This is a genomic window from Enterobacter dykesii, assembly GCF_008364625.2.
Lineage (GTDB): Bacteria > Pseudomonadota > Gammaproteobacteria > Enterobacterales > Enterobacteriaceae > Enterobacter > Enterobacter dykesii.
The window spans coordinates 2,607,462-2,625,874 of the sequence record NZ_CP126604.1; the positions used below are offsets into that span (position 1 = coordinate 2,607,462).

Below are 18,413 nucleotides of genomic sequence, written 5' to 3' on the forward strand. Positions count from 1 at the left end.
AAATCACTCTGAAGAACCATTGTCATAATTCATTGTTATTTTTACAACCTTACTGTCTTTAACCTCAAAAGAGAGTAATTTCTTACCCAATTCATAGGAAACCCACAGCTCCCCGGAATCATTTTCAACCTGGCCATCGCCGTATGCATTGTTCAGTGCTCTGATTGTTGAACCCACATGAACTCCACGCGGCGTAAAAATATCTGAGGCAGTCAGCGTAATCTGGGAGACGATATAATCATCAACGCTTCTTTCCGCTTTATCCCACCAGAGGTTGGAAGTGAATATTGCTAAACCAGCCTTTTGATGCTGGAAGAACTTATATTGGGTTCCGTCAAAAGGAACCTCACCGACAAAATGGCCTTCAAGCGGCACGTCAATTTTACGGGCAATATCAGGAGTCCATCTGTCGCCTAATGCGACAGGCTGGCCTTTAACCTTGACGGAAAAATCCTGTTTTGTCAGAACGGGCGACATAGCTTCTGCCAAAACCACATTGCTGCTCAGACAGATAAACATCAGGGCAGAACAAAGAAATGTCGGAGTGTGTTTTTTCACATTAGTTGTCATTCAATGAATATTTATTGCGCTTCTCACCACTGGAAACACCGCCAGGACATGGGAGCAGCGTTTCTTATTCGGCGCTTATGACGACTGAGCCCAGACAGTCAGGATTTTTCACGGTGAAACTGAAGCTCACCTTTTGTCCATTCATATCTTTTGGCGCTGTATAGCTGGTCACTTCGTTCTCCGAATGGCCGCGCGGATAATCAGTTAACCTCAGCTGCGGATAGCGCTTTTTAACGGTATCAAGCGTTATGCATTGACCTGAGGAGGATGAAAAATTCAGTAAAGGCGCCATGCCATCGTTATCATTGCTTAAACGTAACCCAATTGCGGTTATGTTCGTTCCATCAGCGAGTTTGATATCGTCGGCATTGTAGAAATTGATATATTCATTTTGCCTGGTCATTTTAAACGATAACGGCGCATTACTAAGGGTTGTAACGGATAACGTCTTAAGCGATGCACTCATCCCGGAAATGAACATCCAAAGATCCTTTTTCTGCGCATCTCCTCCAGCCATTCCCGTCGTTAGTAACGCGATAAGCACCGCACCTGCTTTACTCATCTTTGGCCGTAAATTTCGCCTGCACCGCCGCATCAATATCCCCTTTATGTCCGGAACCCGGCGCCGTGGTGCCCGGTTTTGTACCAGAGGTATTCAGATGCAGCTTACCGCCCGTGGTGATATACCCATCCCCTTCCACGAAGAAGTTAAACTCTTTGCCGATGAGGTTAATCTTGCCGTTAGCATTCAGCTCAATGGCGCTCTCGCCGGAGACCAGCCGCAGCTTCGTCCCGGAAGCAATGACGTACTGTTCCACCGCCGCATCCAGCTTGCCTTTACCCGTCAGGATCTCGGTTCCACCCTTCACGGCCTGAGTCTGGTTCGCTTCCACGCGATGTAGTTCATTTTTCTTGACGTAATGGCTGCGCGCCCCGCCGACGCTGTGCGTTTCATCGTTTTTAACGCTGGTGTCCATGTTGCGCTCGGCCTGGATCCACACCTGCTCTGCGCCCGCTTTATCCTCAAAGCGCAGGGCGTTGGCGTTGTCGACGGAACCGTCTTTTGTGCGGCTCATAAAGCCCATCTGCGTCGCCGCAGCCGGCAGCGCCCACGGCGGCATGCTCGCGTCGTTGTACACGCGACCGGTGATAATCGGACGGTCCGGGTCGCCGTTGATAAAGTCCACCACCACCTCATCACCCACACGCGGGATCTGCACCCCGCCGTAGCCCTGGCCCGCCCACGCGCTCGACACGCGCACCCAGCAGGAGCTGGTGTCATCGCCCTTCGCCAGGCGGTCCCAGTGGAACTTGACCTTCACGCGACCGTATTTGTCCGTCCAGATACTCTCGCCCTCCGGCCCGACCACCTTCGCGGTCTGCGGGCCGTAGGTGCGCGGCCACGCCGTGGACTGCGCCGGGCGGTACACTACCGCCGACGGGATGACCGTAAAATCGGTGCGGTGAAGGGTTTCACCCTCGCCGCTGGCGTAGCGGTTCTCTTCGAAGTGATAGCCCGCCGCCGTCACCAGATACTCCCCGTTGTCGCTGAAGAACGGCGCGTTGGTTAACGTGAAGGTGTGGCCCGGCACAATCCCCGCCGCCGTGGCGGTGGCCTGAATCTGCTGATGCTCAACCTGCCAGCGCTCCTGACGGATGCGGGCATAGAACTCCCCGTGCCCTTTGTCCACAAAGCGACCCGGCCAGTCGTACACGTCGATGCTGCCCGGCTTCGGCGACGCCGGATTCTGCTGGGCCTGGAACAGCCACGCGTTCGGCTTGCGGAAGTCATAGTCGTCGAGGCTGTAAATCCCCGGCGTCACGCTGTCCTCCAGCGCCCACTGGCTGATGCCCTCCTCATCCGTACTGCCGCCGGACGGCGTCTGGTGGTAAGGAATGACCTCATAGCCGCTGAACGGCTGATGCTGCGTGGCGGCGTCGGTGAGCACCAGGGTGTGCTTGTCCGCCTCATGGCGGAAGTGATAGGCAATCCCCTCCAGCTCCATCAGGCGGCTGATGAAGTCCAGGCTCGACTCCTGATACTGCACGCAGTAGTCCCACACCCGGTAGCTGCCGGTGAGTTTATCCTCAACGTTGACCTGATGCTCAGCCAGCAGGGTTTTGACAATCTGCGGCACCGTCTGCCCCTGGAAGATACGCAGGTTGCGGTCGCGCTTCATCGGCCACAGGTCCGGCTCCACCGTCAGCTGGTACACCGCATAGCGGGTGCCCGTCAGTTCGACGGCGCTGACCGCCACGCGGGTAATCTTGCCGTTAACATAGCGGGACGTCAGCAGGTTCTGCGTCGGGATGGTCACCGTGACCGGCTGGCCCAGCAGCTTGCTGCGGTCAATGCGCGCGTCCGTGCCGAGCACGGTCAGCGTCAGCGCGAACGACTCGGACATCGCCTCGCGGCCCGTCAGTTTCCAGAACAAAAGCCCCTCCACCGGGAGCTGAACGGTAATTCGGTTGAGCATAATCTTTATTCCACTATGGACTAATCTCGGTGTTCATTGAGATATTTTTTAAATCGTGCTTATTTAAGCCATAAACCTGAAAACATAAGGACGCTACCCAGGGAAACGACGCTTTTAGCAACGATAAGTAAGCCAGGCGTAACGACGCGTGTTATAGACGATATTGCTTCATAATTTTCAGCATTGTATTTTTTGTGCCCTCCTGTAATCCCGGAAAAGATCGTGCAGAGCAGCACAACGGTAATCTTTAAACCCCATACGCACAGGAAAGACATGGAAAAGATAATCGAATAGTGTTTCGCCGTTGCGACGGAGAATAATGACATTGACTGAGCGAGCCATTTCAACATAAAACCAATAACAACCGTAGCCACTAGCACCAGAACGAACATCAACCCAGCAAGGAACCATTGTTTTTTGCTGAACAAATCTTTTCCATTCCAGATAAGCGCTAGTGCCCAAACCAGAAAGAGAAGAAAGAAAAACCAATGCATCTTAACATTCCACATTTATATATCATATCATTTTCGGCATCCATCTAACCTATTCGCATCAGACTGTTTTGCCAAACCAAACCCAATAAGCGCACTAACAGCACGATCTCGCAATTCTGCTAGTGAGATGTTACATAATGGTGTTAAGTCCCATTATTTTTTGTGTATCGCAATCAAAAGATGATTCTAATAGTTTGTCATTATATTTATACTGCATTTTCTGCTGACCTGAAAGATTGCTAACAGGTAAGTACTTACGATATCTATCTACATATTTTAACAACACATTCAAATTAGCATGTAAATCAATCACCATTCACCCATAATAAAATATATTTAATATGAACGCTAAAATTCATCAGGGTATTTCATTTTAAGATTTTGTTGTTTTATTCTGTAATTGGCATCAACCTCATGCGGGAGTCTAACCTTTAATCCTCGGCGGATTTGATCAACAATAAACCAGGCATCCGACAACCTTTCAAAAAACAACTCATCCGAATTATCAAACTCCTTCGCTGCATACATACCGAACGTCATCTTCCATAATTTCGCCTTATCCTTTTCCTTGCCTTCGATTAAATCCCGTAGAAATAACAATTGTTGCACAATAGAGTCGTACATTTGTAAAAGCGAGGAATTAGGATTGAGATTTTTGACCTCAGCACATCTCTTCTTTGCTAAAGTTAATGCTTTTTCAACATAATCCAAGACTGTTATTTCATTCATTATATTGAGTTAAATTATTAGATGAGAATACGTTTATTATATCCTACCACTTCCACTTTACAATATTAATCACCGCCTTTTATTTAAGAAAATAAGAGAGGCAAGAGGACAAATTAAAAATCACCTTTTATCAATGAGTGATTATCATTAAGAATGGCACGCTACAATAGCCGTGCAATAGGAATCATACAATTATAAAAAATTGTCCTCAGGTGCTCTATCGAATAACTCACCTGCCATTGTGGCGATACGTTCGTGTTGCACGAGTTTATTTTTCCACTCTTGGGGAATACCGGAATAACCATATAATGCTCCAGCTATTTGCCCCGCCGCCGCCGCAACGCTGTCAGCGTCATCGGCAAGATTGGCGGCCAGCAGAATTGCATCGCGGAAATTATCCGTATTCCATACCGACCACATCGCGGCCTCAAGCGTATCGATAACATAACCACTTGAACGAATCTCATCGCGAGTTTTTTGCTTATACTCACCCGCGTTAATGATCATTACACGCGCGCATAATGGGAAAACATGAGGCGAAAAAGCTTGTTCTTTTTGATAACCATTAATTAAATAGTGCAATACTAATCCGAGAAATTGACATGCATTAATTGACTCTACTGCACCATGAGTTGCTCGACTCTGAGCCTGGGATTCGAAGTAAATCGCACGCAACGATTTTCGACGAAAGATAGATACCGGGGCTTGACGAATAACACCAGCATTACCAGTCGTGTGCTTTTCTGTATTACCATACCAGGAAGGCCCAACGCGCATATACTCTCCAAGCGCAAATCGTGTCGTGTTCCCTATGTCAAAACAACGACCATTACTGCTATTATCCCCATTTAGGTACCATTTCAGGAGATATTGTCTAAGTACATCGGTATGCATTCTGTTTTCTGAAAGATAAGTTTCCGCCAGACATAATGCCATGGACGTATCATCTGTCCATTCCCCAGGTTTTAATTGAAAAGGCCCACCGCCAATCATATCCACTACATGTTCACTGTCTCTTTTCTTAAACTCAAGAGTAGTGCCGACTGCATCCCCAACAGCCAAACCCACCAGCGCCCCAAGCGCTTTATCACGTGAAACATCTTCAGTTGTGACTAAAGGCAATGTTACATCCCATGGGAGAGATGAATTCGACGTATCTATACTATTGCTTCTTATTCCCCTACGGAAATTAATTGGCATGTAGATATGATAACGATCGGCGTAATGATTGATTACTGAGTCTTTGCTGTGAAGATCTTCCATCATGCATTCTTTAAAAACGGATTAATCCAGAGAAACTTAACATGGATGTTATAAAGCATCACTTCCTCTTATTTCCCCGAGAAATCAAACTGCTTAATTACTTTGCATATGGAGATTGATAGCAAGTATTTATTATAGTCAGAGTAAAAAAAATCTTTAGACATCAGCATAATCACATTTAAACCTTTCATCAAAAATTACTTATCACTTGCGATATCTTTTTTGCCTTTTCAGGTACTCTACGTCTTGCTCATGCGGAAGAATGATCTTTAATCCTTGCCCCATCTGCGAAGCAATATAATTAGCATTAGACAAATGCTGAGCAAGTTCTGCATCGGTGGTATCAAACTCTTTGGATGCAAGCACTCCAAGATTCAATGTGTGCAATTTACTTTTATCTTTTTCAGCACCAGTTAGAATAGATTTAATATAATCCAACTGATTCTTCGCCATAACATATAAAGAAAATGTAGGATTTTTTTCTAATCGATGATTTATTGCATCAATAGCATCATCGATATAATCCAGCGCGGTGTAATTTTCTTTACTCATGAGTCACCTTAAATATATCCTTTTCGCTTGAAAGCATTTGTATTGCCCCACCTTTTGTCTGATAGGGTACATCTTTCACTGACCAAGTATCAAGCGCGGGCAAAGAAGTACTACGTAACATCTCGACTTTTTGCTGTGAAACATAAGGTTTTGCTACTTTATCAACAACTTGATCAGTGCCATAAATGGTACCTTTTGGATTGATGCCCAACTCTGTTGGTTTAACATCTTCTCGAAGAGCATACCAGTTTCCCTGTCGACCACCTGGCACCTGGTTTTGATAGAGTGTTTTATTTCTATTTATCGTTTCAACACTCACTCTGTTTGTATAATCAATACCATTATCAAAGTCACGAATCTGTTGTGGTGTGAACCCCTTAGATTCGAGCCAGTTTCTTGCCAGTTCTTTATTTCCTCTTGCTGTAATATCCCTATTGAGATCACCCGTGCGTCCAAATTTTTCATTAAGTTCAGCTCTTCGGGCCGAGATATTTGGCTTAACCGGTTCGAGAACAGGCTTACCAGCCCGCCACGCATCAAACCTTGCCCCGCCCTTCATGCCAGCCCCGCCGCCGATAACCGAGCCGATCAGCATCCCCCATTTCTGACCGTCGCTACCTTCGCCAAACAGCATTCCCCCCGCAAAACTACCGACTGTCCCACCGCCCATCGCACCGAGGGTGCTCAGAAGTGCGATTGCCGGACTGGCCAGCACCGCCATCGCTCCTGCACCAACGGCGAGCATCGTCCAGTTCACCCATTCCGGGATTTCAGGACTTATTTCATCGGTCTGGACCTTGCTTCCGCCGATGATAACATTACGCGATCCCTGGCTAATTTCAGCGCTGCATGTCAACTTATCGCCCGTGCGAGAGGCGGGAAAGTTGTTGATGTAAACTTTTATCGAACCTTCCGCAACCCGTTGCAGGCTACCGCTGTGCTCATCACAGTCTCCGGCTGACAGATGAGCGCGGATAGCCTTTCGGCTGTTGATAAAGACATTGGGTGAACCTACTTTTAGCGTACCGGTAGTCTGGCGTGGAGCCCATGACATACTGCCGAGGAGCTCCCCCAAGCCACCCGCAGCACACGCCCCAGCCGCAACGGCGGAAACAGCAACCAGCGCGGTCCCTCCGGTGACGACTACGGCAGCTGCACCCAGAATTGCCCCACCAACCAATCCTGCGATCATCCAGCCTTTTGAGGCTGTATGAGCAATCTCATCATCTACGCGAGCGGCCAGACATTCGGACATAACTATTCGGCTCGCTGTGCCATCAGATACCCACGTATCCGATCGGGTGTATTAAGTTGGTCAGAACCAGAGACCTGGCGGCATACGGAAAGCTGTGAAAGCAAGTGATGTGATTTGTCTGAGGAAGCCGTCCAGAGCGCGTAACGAAGGGGTTGGCTGTCCGGAACGGGTGCAATACTGAGTGGTTTACCCTGCTTTTCAAAAAGCAAATATTGCCCCTCTTTCGCCCGCTGAAGCGAAAGGTGTCCATACAGTTCCTGAATGTTTTCAAAGACACTCAATACCTTACTCTCACTATCAAGCGCAAAAAATGGCCCCTGGCTGTCGGCAGCAAGCATTTCCCGGGTTTCAGTCTGAGCCGGTTTGTGGAACTTAATACTGCGGATAATTTCCTGATATTGATTATGATAATAATCGCTAAACTCGCCCGGGCAAGTACCGATATAACACACCATCTTTTGGCCGCCAGGATGGTCACCGAGCAAAATAACGGTCTGCCTCTGGAAAATGATCGCATTATCATTTTTGAACTGATAAAAAAGCTCAACCGCCGGGAGACCATCAACAGAGGTCATCTGAGAGGATTCGAGACGAAAGTCGGGCACCGTAATTTCCAGTTCACGTACCAGACGAGTTGCCGCATCATGGACTTTGTCTTCGTTTTTAGCACTTGCACGAGAAACAACAAAAGTAAACTCGCTGGCTCCGTTATCACTCAGGGTAAATAAATTCATGGTTCTGTCTTTAAATACATCGGGTAAAGCAAGGGATGCTTCCTGAAGAATATATTCAGCCATTCGGGTTACTCTTACTTATTGCCATTAATAACAAAAAAACTATCCACTTCCTGCTGGATTTCACCCTGAAGGGATGCGCCAGGCGGATCGATGACATTTTGTCCATCATCAGGGTTCAAGTGTAATTCGCCGGAAAGCGTATTAATTTGCGCATTCTGTTTCGCAGTAAAGTTAAAGTTATTACCAATGATATGGACGCTGCCGTCTTTTGATAGCTCGATGGCGCTTTCACCACATTCCAGTCTCAGCGTATTTCCTGCGGAAAGTATAAAATTATTAACGACTTTATCGTTTCGACTGTTCCCCGTCAGGCATACCACATCACCTTTAATCCCTGATTTCTGATTTTTCGCTACCCGTAAGGTTTCATCTTCGCCAACAAACTGGGTTCGATTTTTTTCAGTAGAATGTGTTTCGTCGTTTTTGACGTTAATATCAAGATTGCGCTCGGCCTGGATCCACACCTGCTCTGCACCCGCTTTATCCTCAAACCGCAGGGCGTTGGCGTTGTCCACGGAACCGTCTTTTGTGCGGCTCATAAAACCCATCTGCGTCGCCGCAGCCGGCAGCGCCCACGGCGGCATGCTCGCGTCGTTGTACACGCGACCGGTGATAATCGGACGGTCCGGGTCGCCGTTGATAAAGTCCACCACCACCTCATCACCCACGCGCGGGATCTGCACCCCGCCGTAGCCCTGGCCCGCCCACGCGCTCGACACGCGCACCCAGCAGGAGCTGGTGTCATCGCCCTTCGCCAGACGGTCCCAGTGGAACTTCACCTTCACGCGACCGTATTTGTCCGTCCAGATACTCTCGCCGTTCGGGCCCACAACCTTCGCGGTCTGCGGGCCGTAGGTGCGCGGCCACGCCGTGGACTGCGCCGGGCGGTAGACCACCGCCGACGGGATGACCGTAAAATCGGTGCGGTGAAGGGTTTCCCCCTCGCCGCTGGCGTAGCGGTTCTCTTCGAAGTGGTAACCCGCCGCCGTCACCAGATACTCCCCGTTGTCGCTGAAGAACGGCGCGTTGGTTAACGTGAAGGTGTGCCCGGGCGCAATCCCTGCCGCCGTCGCGGTGGCCTGAATCTGCTGATGCTCCACCTGCCAGCGCTCCTGACGGATGCGGGCATAGAACTCCCCGTGCCCTTTGTCCACAAAGCGACCCGGCCAGTCGTACACGTCAATGCTGCCCGGCTTCGGCGACGCCGGGTTCTGCTGGGCCTGGAACAGCCACGCGTTCGGCTTGCGGAAGTCATAGTCGTCGAGGCTGTAAATCCCCGGCGTCACGCTGTCCTCCAGCGCCCACTGGCTGATGCCCTCCTCATCCGTACTGCCGCCTGACGGCGTCTGGTGGTAAGGAATGACCTCATAGCCGCTGAACGGCTGATGCTGCGTCGCGGCGTCGGTCAGCACCAGGGTGTGCTTGTCCGCCTCGTGGCGGAAGTGATACGCAATCCCCTCCAGCTCCATCAGGCGGCTGATGAAGTCCAGGCTCGACTCCTGATACTGCACGCAGTAGTCCCACACCCGGTAGCTGCCGGTGAGTTTATCCTCAACGTTGACCTGATGCTCAGCCAGCAGGGTTTTGACAATCTGCGGCACCGTCTGCCCCTGGAAGATACGCAGGTTGCGGTCGCGCTTCATCGGCCACAGGTCCGGCTCCACCGTCAGCTGGTACACCGCATAGCGGGTGCCCGTCAGTTCGACGGCGCTGACCGCCACGCGGGTAATCTTGCCGTTAACATAGCGGGACGTCAGCAGGTTCTGCGTCGGGATGGTCACCGTGACCGGCTGGCCCAGCAGCTTGCTGCGGTCAATGCGCGCGTCCGTGCCGAGCACGGTCAGCGTCAGCGCGAACGACTCGGACATCGCCTCGCGGCCCGTCAGTTTCCAGAACAAAAGCCCCTCCACCGGGAGCTGAACGGTAATTCGGTTGAGCATAATCGTTAATCCATATGGCTTATGCGATACAAAGGATTTCTGTAACAAACCTGCCGTGCTGAATACTCTTCAAACCCAGGCATTTAATTTATGCAGGCTGTTTTTTATTAAAATAAATCAGCGAATAGATCTTTAAAAATTCCGACAACACAAACAACCCCAAATTTAGCCAAACATTCGAAACACCAAACATGCTTACTAATACAGGGAATAGTGGCACTGAAAATCTGAACGAGATGAGGCGGAAAACTTCCTGAAACAGTGCAAATTTAATTGCGTAGGTCTTTCTTTTAAAGAAAAACCAGGCTGATGCAATAAGCGATAGTAAAAGAATCAGATCTAAAATGAAAAAGAGCGTTACCAGTCCGCCGCCCGAGACATCGTTCGTCAGGCTGTTAAAAGCCATAATATCTGAAATAAACGGAACTCTATCCTGCCGCAGTGCATTAATGCAGTAAAGTAAGACCGCCAGAACATCCATACATCCCCAGAAATACCATAACTTACTTTTTAAACTCATAATCTTCTTCTCTTACTCCTGGGATCCAATGCCATGATTTACCGCCAATAGCCCAGGCATCATCCCCTTCCTGATACTTTTGGTAAATAGAACGCTTTTCTCCATAACGTCTGATGACAGACTGTTCAGAGAGTAATGCCCGCGAAGTGCTATCCAACTCTGCGGGTAAAGGGGTCCATTGTTGAATTTTGTCACGTGAGGTATTCATATAATCTTTACCGTCCGATCCAAAAACTCGCCCCTCATCCCCCATGCTTGTTAAACGGTTTATCACCATTACCAGAACATTTTTCGTGCCATGATAATCATTGTCTACCGTTTTCCAGTATCCCGGACCATAGTGAGCCGTTAGAGGAACAAATGTATCTCTCGTTGGCGCGGGTTTGCCGAACAGAGCAACATTATTACGATAACGCTCAAGGACATAATTTATATAAGCAGAGTTATAACGCGTTTCATCAACACAAAATAACTCTCCTGATTCTGATATGAAAAAAGGATAAGTCGCCTTTGTCCGTTGCCGCCGGTCAATTAACACTACTGCACCCGTGTCAATTAAGCGCTCGATCTTATTAAGATTTTGTGCATACAGCGGATCAAAAACCGCGTTAGGATTAAATTCGTAGCGATGTCGTAACGTCAAACCCTCTATGCTGTGGAAAGGATTTGACACCCCGCGCACCACAACAAACTCGCGTCCTACATCGCTCCGGGCATAAACAGGAGAGACAATCTTTTCAAATTCCTTTGGATGAAGCCTTTGGTTTCGAAGATCGTACACTTCCATAAAATCTCCTGTTTATCTATTTACGGATTCACCAGCCAGGTGCCCGGCTTGGTAATATCCAGCGTCTGGCCACGCGTTCTTCCGTTGCCCTGCAGTTCAATCTTCACCTCACCGGCCGGCAGCTTGAGTGATGCATAGCCGTTGGTCGCCGGACGCAGCGCTTTTGGCTCGCCGTTCACTTTCAGCGTTTCGCCGTCGAGGATGCGGATATAGACCAGCGCAACAGGGCTCTCGACAGGCTGCGGAGTCTGCTGGGCAGTCGCCTGCTCGTTAACCTTCGCCGTTTCCGGCTTCACGTCCGGCGCGTTTGCGGCGGTCTCAGTCGGACGCGTCTCTGCCGGCGCCTGTGCAGCCTGCTCGGGAGCATCGTTACCGCTGCTGAACAGCATCGCCCCGGCGACAATACCCACCAGCACGCCTGCGGCAACCATGCCCGGGATCTTGTAGCGGCGCCAGTCGAGCAGCGAAGCCGGTTTTTCGTCTTCGACCGGAACCAGCATCGTGCCGGGCTTTTTCGCCGTCAGCACGTCGTTAATCCCGGCGACCGGCATCTCAATCAGCGCGGCGAACTCGTCGATTGACTGCGGACGGTCCTCCATGTGCAGCGCCAGCGCGCGGTCGATGGCCTGCAGCAGCGGAATGGAATAGCCCTGCGGCATAATTTCCACCAGCGGTTTGCAGGTATCCTGAATCGAGCGCACCACGCTGACCGGCGGCGGAGAACCCACAATCAGGGTACGCAGCACCGCGCCGAGGGCGTAAATATCCGTCCACGGGCCCTGCTCGCTTTCGTTGTCGTCGGTGTACTGCTCGATCGGCGCAAAGCCCGGGCGCAGCATGGTTTCCGTTTCGTCGGAGAGGTTACCGATGGTGCGGCGCGCGGAGCCGAAATCAAGCAGCACCGGCAGGCCGTTATCCTGGATCTGGATGTTATCCAGAGAGATGTCGCGGTGCAGGTAGCCTTCGTCGTGGATGGTCTTGATCGCACCGAACAGCATCGGCAGCGTGCGGCGGATCCAGGCCTCGTTAATCAGCTCCGGCTTTTCTTCGCGCAGGCGCGAAAGCGTGGTGCCGCTGTAAAACAGCGTCCCCATGTAGGCCGTGTCGTTTTGCACCCAGAAACGCAGAACGTGCAGCAGGTTCGGGTGGTTAAAGCGCGCCAGCAGACGCGCCTCCTGAATAAAGCTGTTCAGGCCCGCTGAAAACGCTTTGCCAAAACGCTCGCTTCGCAGCACCAGGGTCATGTCGTCGCCGCGCACGGCGAGCGAGGAAGGCATAAATTCTTTGATAGCGATAGTGCGTTCGAGCTGGTGATCCCACGCGCGATAGACGATGCCAAAACCGCCGCCGCCGATCACCTCTTTGATTTCAAACTCGTTGAAGCGGTACCCGACCGGGAGCGCGTTTGGGACAGTCCGATTGTTATCATTATCCGTCATCTTTTACAGTTCTCTTGATGATTATTACGCGGCAAACTGACAGTGAAACTCGCCCTGCTCGCAGGTGACGTGCAGACGTCGGTACTGCTCGTCGCTGCGGCTGGCGGTAAGTAAGATCTGGCTCATCTGAGGCAGCAAGGTGTTGGTCAGAATAGCATCCACCATGCGGCCGCCGGACTCCACCTCGGTACAGCGCTGAACAATCTGTTCCACCACGCTGTCGTCAAACTCAGAAATAATGCTGTGATTCTCTTCCAGACGACGCTGAATGCGCTTGAGCTGCAGGCGAACAATCTGCCCCAGCATCTCGTCGCTGAGCGGGTAGTACGGCACCACCAGAAGGCGGCCCAGCAGCGCCGGTGGGAAGACCTCCAGCAGCGGCTGGCGCAGAGCGCCGCTTAACGCGTCAGGCTCCGGCATCAGCTCCGGATCGGCGCACATGGCGCTAATCAGCTCGGTGCCCACGTTGGAGGTCAGAATAATGATGGTGTTACGGAAATCGATGTGGCGCCCCTCGCCGTCTTCCATCCAGCCTTTATCAAAGACCTGGAAGAAGATCTCGTGGACGTCCGGGTGCGCTTTTTCAATTTCGTCCAGCAGCACCACGCTGTACGGGCGGCGGCGTACGGCCTCGGTCAACACGCCACCTTCACCATACCCTACGTACCCCGGAGGCGCACCTTTTAAGGTGGAAACGGTGTGCGCTTCCTGGAACTCGCTCATGTTGATGGTGATAACGTTCTGCTCGCCGCCGTAGAGGGATTCGGCGAGCGCCAGCGCGGTTTCAGTTTTACCGACGCCGGACGGGCCACACAGCATAAAGACGCCCACCGGTTTGTTGGGATCGTCCAGCTTCGCCCGCGAGGTTTTCACGCGGCGGGCAATGAGATCCAGACCGTGACGCTGGCCGATAACGCGCTGGTTTAGCGTGTCGGCGAGGTTGAGCACCGCGTCGATCTCGTTTTTCACCATCCGGCCCAGCGGGATCCCGGTCCAGTCAGAGACCACCGCGGCAACCACGTTTTCATCCACCGCCGCAAACAGCAGCGGTTCATCGCCCTGCAGGGCGTTCAGCGCCTGCTGCTGTTCCGCCAGCTGGCCGCGCAGCTCAGCGCTATCTTCCTCGCCCGCCGCGAACAGCGCCGCGCGCAGGCGAATGATCTCCTGCACCAGGCTGCGCTCTTCTTCCCAGCGCCGGGACAGGGCTTCGCGTTTTGCTTCATACGCGTCGCGGACGGCGAGTAAAGCGGTCACGCGATCGGCATCACCGGCCCCCACGCGCGCTTCGCGTTCAGCAATCTCAATTTCCACATCCAGCGCGGCAAGGTGGCGCAGGCAGTCTTCCAGCTGCGCAGGGGGGGCGCTCTGACTAACCGCGACGCGGGCGCAGGCGGTGTCGAGCAGCGCAACGGCTTTATCCGGCAGTTGACGCGCCGGGATGTAACGATGCGACAGCTTCACCGCCGCGCTGACCGCTTCGTCGAGCAGCAGCACCTGGTGATGCGTCTCCAGCGGCGACACGGTGCTGCGCAGCATCAGAATGGCTTTCGCTTCGTCCGGCTCGTGAACCTGCACCGTCTGGAAACGGCGGGTCAGCGCCGGGTCTTTCTCGATGTATTTTTTGTATTCCGCCCAGGTGGTGGCGCCGATGGTGCGCAGTTGACCGCGCGCCAGGGCGGGCTTCAGCAGGTTCGCCGCATCGCCGGTTCCCTGCTGGCCGCCTGCGCCAATCAGGGTGTGGATCTCATCGATAAACAGAATGATCGGCGTGGCGCTGGACTGGACCTCATTGATTAACGCCTGCAGACGGGCCTCGAACTCGCCTTTCATGCCTGCGCCTGCCTGCAGCATGCCAATATCCAGCAGCCACAGCTGAATATTTTGCAGCGGCTCCGGCACGTCGCCGTCGGCAATACGCAGCGCCAGCCCTTCCACCACCGCCGTTTTCCCGACCCCGGCTTCCCCGGTCAGCAGCGGGTTGTTCTGGCGGCGACGCATCAGGATATCCACCATCTGGCGGATCTCCTCGTCGCGCCCGACAACCGGGTCAATCTTCCCTTCGCGGGCGCGGGCGGTCAGGTCCTGACCGTACTGGGCCAGCGTCCCCTGCGCCGCCGGTACCGCACCCGCCGGTGAGTCGACGGCGGCAGCAGCCTGTTGCGTCTCTTTGCTGTTGGCGCAGATAGCGTCGAACTGCTCAATCAGCACCTCGACGTTAAGGCGGGTGAACTGCGACGAGATGCTTTTCAGCACGTTCGCCAGGTTCCAGGTTTTAAGCATGCCGATCAGCAAATGGCCGCCGCGAATACGGCTGACGCCAAACTTCAGCGATCCAAACACCCAGGCGCGCTCCACGGCGCTGTCGATATGCTCGGAGAGATCGGAAACGGAACTGGCGCCACGCGGAAGGACATCCAGCGCCGCAACTATATCGCGCGTCAGCTGCTGTTCATCGAGGGCAAAGTGGCGGATGACCTGCTGCAGATCGCCATCCTGCTGCTGCATCAGCTGATGCAGCCAGTGCACCAGCTCAACATAGGGGTTGCCGCGCAGCTTGCAGAACGCAGTGGCGCTTTCCAGAGAGGTAAATAACAGCGTATCCAGTTTGCCGAAAAGCACGGCACGGCTAATTTCTGACATGTTAGTTTCCATTAACAATGATTCGGTATACGGAAGGATTACCGCTCTGCGCGATACACCAGATCGCCACGCGGGACGGGCTGCGGCTGAAGGCCCAGCCAGGTGTTATAGCCTAATCGCCCATTGCTGCCGAGCGTGGTGCCCTGCACCGCGTCTTCACGCAGGATCACCCGCGTTTCCCATTCAAACTCCACCCCGGCGTACTGACGCACCCAGTCGCGCAGCTCGGTGACCCACGCTTCCCCCGGCAGAAAACGGTTGTACTCCTCCGCGCTCAGCGGGCCAATCTCGATGCGAAACTTATGCTGCACGTCGCGGACGGCGACGCCGAGAAAGGCGGAATCCCCCATGCGCGGCATGCGGCGCCCTGCTCCCAGCTTCGCCTGCTCGCGCGTGGAGAGCGGCATCCACTGCGGCACGTTGCTGACCAGCTTAACCGGCGCCTTAAAATAGCTGCGCAGGATCTTCTCCAGTCCCTCCGGATCCCGCCCGTGGCGGGTCAGGTGTCCGGCGTGGGTAAATCGCGCGTGCGAGCTCAGGCTGCCTTTGTTCATCTGCCCCGGCTGGCCCATGCCAATCAGCGACGCCAGATACCCCTCAAAGCGCCTGTTATCAGCGCGATCCAGAGAGACCGCCGGCTGCGCATCCGCCCAGGCGCGGTAAAACAGCAGCGTCAGGCGATGATGGAACAGGTCGGCAAACGCGCTGAGGCTGGTGTCCTGATGATGATAAATACGCTCGCGGGCGTATTCGGTCATGTGGACCGGCAGCGGGCCGTTCGGGCCAAACAGGCCGAAGCTGAGGATAGACACCTCGTGCAGCCCGCTCACCTCCCGCTGGCGGACCTGAGCCAGCGTCGACGGCGCAAAACTCATCGACGGCTGCTGGCCGATGCGCAGCGGTTCAAATTTCGGCAGCGGCGCGCGTCCCAGCGGGTAGCGCTCGCCGCCCTGGGCATCAATGCGCCTTAACAGCTGAAACAGATCGTAGCGCCAGGGCGTCTCACGGACTCCGTGCCAGAACGCGTCCGGCAGCCGGGTCAGGCGATGCACGCGCAGCGGTGCAGTGGCAGCGTCACTCATATCAGCGCCCTTTTACCCATGCGCGGCGCCCAGTAGCCAATCTCGCCGCGCTGCTGACTCTTCAGGGTGAATTCCGTAAAGCTGTTGATGGATACCAGGCGGGCAAAGAGACGCTCCATCACGCTGCCAAAGAGCCACGGGCTGGCGCCGGAAAAGGCTCGCTCATCCACCGTCAGGGTAATGCCGATCCCGCGGGCGAAAACGACCGGGCCGGGTTCGGGCACGCGGCGGTGAACCGGCTCCAGCACGCAGTGGCGTACCCCCTCCACCTGACGCGCCACGGGCGTTTCGGCCAGGTTGGCGTACAGCCCTAACAGCTGGCGCAGCGCGGCCGCGCCGTCTTCGTTTTCGCTGTCCATCAGGCTGAGGTAGTTCATCTGCAGCTGGCTGATGAGCCGCCAGGTGCTGAACCCTTCCGCCAGCGCCGGACGCGGTGGCGTCGGCCCTTTACGCAGGGTGAGGGATTTCACCGGCATGGAGTCGGCTACAATGAACTGCCCGAGCTCCTGCTGCAGCATCAGCGGCAGATCGCGGCTGGTGCAGAGCACCTCGGCAGAGATATAGCGCAGGTTTTCCTGCCACGGAGCGTGCTGTTCATCCACCAGCGAAACAAACACCTCCGAGCCGATATAGCCGGTGCGGGTGCCGTAGCGCAGGGCGTGCTCGGACAGCACGCGCTGTTCGCGGCGCAGGGAAAAATAGGCCCCGTAGTTGCCCGCATCGCCGCTCCAGGTGCTCCAGAATGGACGAAACGTCTGGTCATCGCGCTGACCGTCCGCGCTGCCATAGATTTTTTTGACCGCGTAAATTTCATAATCCAGCGGACGAATGTTATCGACGACCAGATGGTATTCATGCTGGCCTTCATTCAGCTTCTGACGCGCCGCGACCTTTGGGAAAAGGTTGATGACCGGCGTACAGTGCAGCGCCAGATGGCTGGCATCGACCACCCGCTCCAGCTGTTCATCCGACTTATCCAGCAGAATGAAGATGTCGAAGGCTTTTTCGCCTTCACAGCGCTGGATAAGCTTGCCCAGACCGCTCAGGCTAATGAAGCGGAAGCGGGCCGGAAACGCAAAGTACTCCTGCAGCAGGCGATAGCCGTCAAAGTTGCGCAGATCGTCCGGAAGCAGCGCCTGGTCAGGATCAAAGCCCTCCTGGCGCAGCGCGTCCGACGCCAGCAGCTGTCGCTGCGGCTGCGGGCTGACCGTCTGACAGACGATCCCGGCGTGGTGCTCCATCACCAGCTCCAGCAGCTTCAGCGCTTCAATGTCCGGACCGCCGAGGAAGAATTCCAGACGGTCGAAATCCAGGTGCCCGAGGTTTTGCGGGCCGTCGCAGGCGATGCGGATCCGCAAGGCGCTGCCGATCCCCTGCTGGCTCAGCCCCAGCTGCGCCAGCGGCAAATCGGCTGGCACGCCGCCCAGTTCGACCTTGTCGATTTTTAGCGGCAGCAGGTTGACCTCGTGCGCCGTGGTATAGCTGCAGGTCACGCCGGTTTTTTTCAGCGCCAGGCTGTCCATCATGGTGCCGCGCGGCACAATGAAGCCCTTGCTCAGGTCGCCCCGGCTGCTGTCGGGCTCAATCTCCGCGATCGCCATCGACGGCGTGGGCGCGAGATAGTTAGGCGCAATCATCTCCAGCAGACGCTGGGAGAAGCGCGGAAACTCCGCGTCCATTTTCATCTGCACGCGGGAGGTCAGGAAGGCGAAGCCCTCCATCAGACGTTCGGTATACGGGTCCGCCACTTCGATGCCGCGCATGCCCAGCCGTCCGGCGACTTTTGGGTAGCGTTCGGCAAACTCGGCCCCCATTTCGCGCAGGTAGGCCAGCTCGCGGTTGTAATATTCGAGCAGTTTACTTTCCAT

Annotated in this window: 16 protein-coding genes; all 16 read right to left on the minus strand. The window is 54.0% G+C overall.

All coding sequences use genetic code 11. The features are described from left to right. Positions 1 to 3 precede the first annotated feature (3 nt). On the minus strand, positions 4 to 558 hold the full coding sequence (locus tag F0320_RS12555; protein WP_233443263.1) for a hypothetical protein: 555 nt from the start codon (positions 556 to 558) through the stop codon (positions 4 to 6). A 76-nt stretch (positions 559 to 634) separates the two neighbouring features. Next, a complete protein-coding gene (locus F0320_RS12560; protein WP_233443262.1) occupies positions 635 to 1,132 on the minus strand; it encodes a hypothetical protein in 498 nt (165 codons plus the stop codon). Beyond that, positions 1,125 to 3,047, minus strand: coding sequence for a type VI secretion system Vgr family protein (locus tag F0320_RS12565; RefSeq protein ID WP_149410102.1), 1,923 nt, complete (start codon positions 3,045 to 3,047; stop codon positions 1,125 to 1,127). Before F0320_RS12565 ends, F0320_RS12560 begins: the two co-directional genes overlap by 8 nt. A gap of 59 nt (positions 3,048 to 3,106) precedes the next feature. Further along, positions 3,107 to 3,541 (minus strand): hypothetical protein, encoded by a 435-nt coding sequence (locus F0320_RS12570; RefSeq protein WP_233443264.1) that lies wholly within the window; start codon positions 3,539 to 3,541, stop codon positions 3,107 to 3,109. A 348-nt stretch (positions 3,542 to 3,889) separates the two neighbouring features. Then, complete coding sequence (locus F0320_RS12575; protein ID WP_047652258.1) at positions 3,890 to 4,270, minus strand: immunity protein Tsi6 family protein; 381 nt, start codon at positions 4,268 to 4,270, stop codon at positions 3,890 to 3,892. 192 nt (positions 4,271 to 4,462) lie between these two features. Further along, entirely contained in the window at positions 4,463 to 5,533 is a 1,071-nt protein-coding gene (gene tri1 / locus F0320_RS12580) for an ADP-ribosylarginine hydrolase Tri1 (RefSeq protein WP_126331334.1), read from the minus strand. A gap of 204 nt (positions 5,534 to 5,737) precedes the next feature. Beyond that, on the minus strand, positions 5,738 to 6,085 hold the full coding sequence (locus F0320_RS12585; protein WP_045630822.1) for an immunity protein Tsi6 family protein: 348 nt from the start codon (positions 6,083 to 6,085) through the stop codon (positions 5,738 to 5,740). Then, entirely contained in the window at positions 6,078 to 7,340 is a 1,263-nt protein-coding gene (locus F0320_RS12590; RefSeq protein WP_126331328.1) for a polymorphic toxin type 46 domain-containing protein, read from the minus strand. The genes F0320_RS12585 and F0320_RS12590 overlap by 8 nt, the downstream gene beginning before the upstream one ends. A 2-nt stretch (positions 7,341 to 7,342) precedes the next feature. Beyond that, complete coding sequence (locus F0320_RS12595; protein WP_126331326.1) at positions 7,343 to 8,137, minus strand: DcrB-related protein; 795 nt, start codon at positions 8,135 to 8,137, stop codon at positions 7,343 to 7,345. Between the two features lie 11 nt (positions 8,138 to 8,148). Further along, positions 8,149 to 10,077, minus strand: a complete 1,929-nt coding sequence (locus F0320_RS12600) for a type VI secretion system Vgr family protein (RefSeq protein WP_149410101.1) — start codon at positions 10,075 to 10,077, stop codon at positions 8,149 to 8,151. Between the two features lie 88 nt (positions 10,078 to 10,165). After that, entirely contained in the window at positions 10,166 to 10,597 is a 432-nt protein-coding gene (locus F0320_RS12605; protein WP_047652260.1) for a hypothetical protein, read from the minus strand. Further along, entirely contained in the window at positions 10,581 to 11,384 is an 804-nt protein-coding gene (locus tag F0320_RS12610) for a hypothetical protein (RefSeq protein ID WP_126330051.1), read from the minus strand. The genes F0320_RS12605 and F0320_RS12610 overlap by 17 nt, the downstream gene beginning before the upstream one ends. A gap of 20 nt (positions 11,385 to 11,404) precedes the next feature. Next, positions 11,405 to 12,823 (minus strand): serine/threonine protein kinase, encoded by a 1,419-nt coding sequence (locus F0320_RS12615; RefSeq protein ID WP_126330053.1) that lies wholly within the window; start codon positions 12,821 to 12,823, stop codon positions 11,405 to 11,407. 24 nt (positions 12,824 to 12,847) lie between these two features. Next, a complete protein-coding gene (gene tssH, locus F0320_RS12620) occupies positions 12,848 to 15,463 on the minus strand; it encodes a type VI secretion system ATPase TssH (protein ID WP_126330055.1) in 2,616 nt (871 codons plus the stop codon). A 38-nt stretch (positions 15,464 to 15,501) separates the two neighbouring features. Further along, complete coding sequence (gene tssG / locus F0320_RS12625) at positions 15,502 to 16,545, minus strand: type VI secretion system baseplate subunit TssG (protein ID WP_126330058.1); 1,044 nt, start codon at positions 16,543 to 16,545, stop codon at positions 15,502 to 15,504. Beyond that, positions 16,542 to 18,413: a type VI secretion system baseplate subunit TssF gene (gene tssF / locus F0320_RS12630; RefSeq protein ID WP_126330060.1), complete on the minus strand. Its 1,872-nt coding sequence runs from the start codon at positions 18,411 to 18,413 to the stop codon at positions 16,542 to 16,544. Before tssF ends, tssG begins: the two co-directional genes overlap by 4 nt.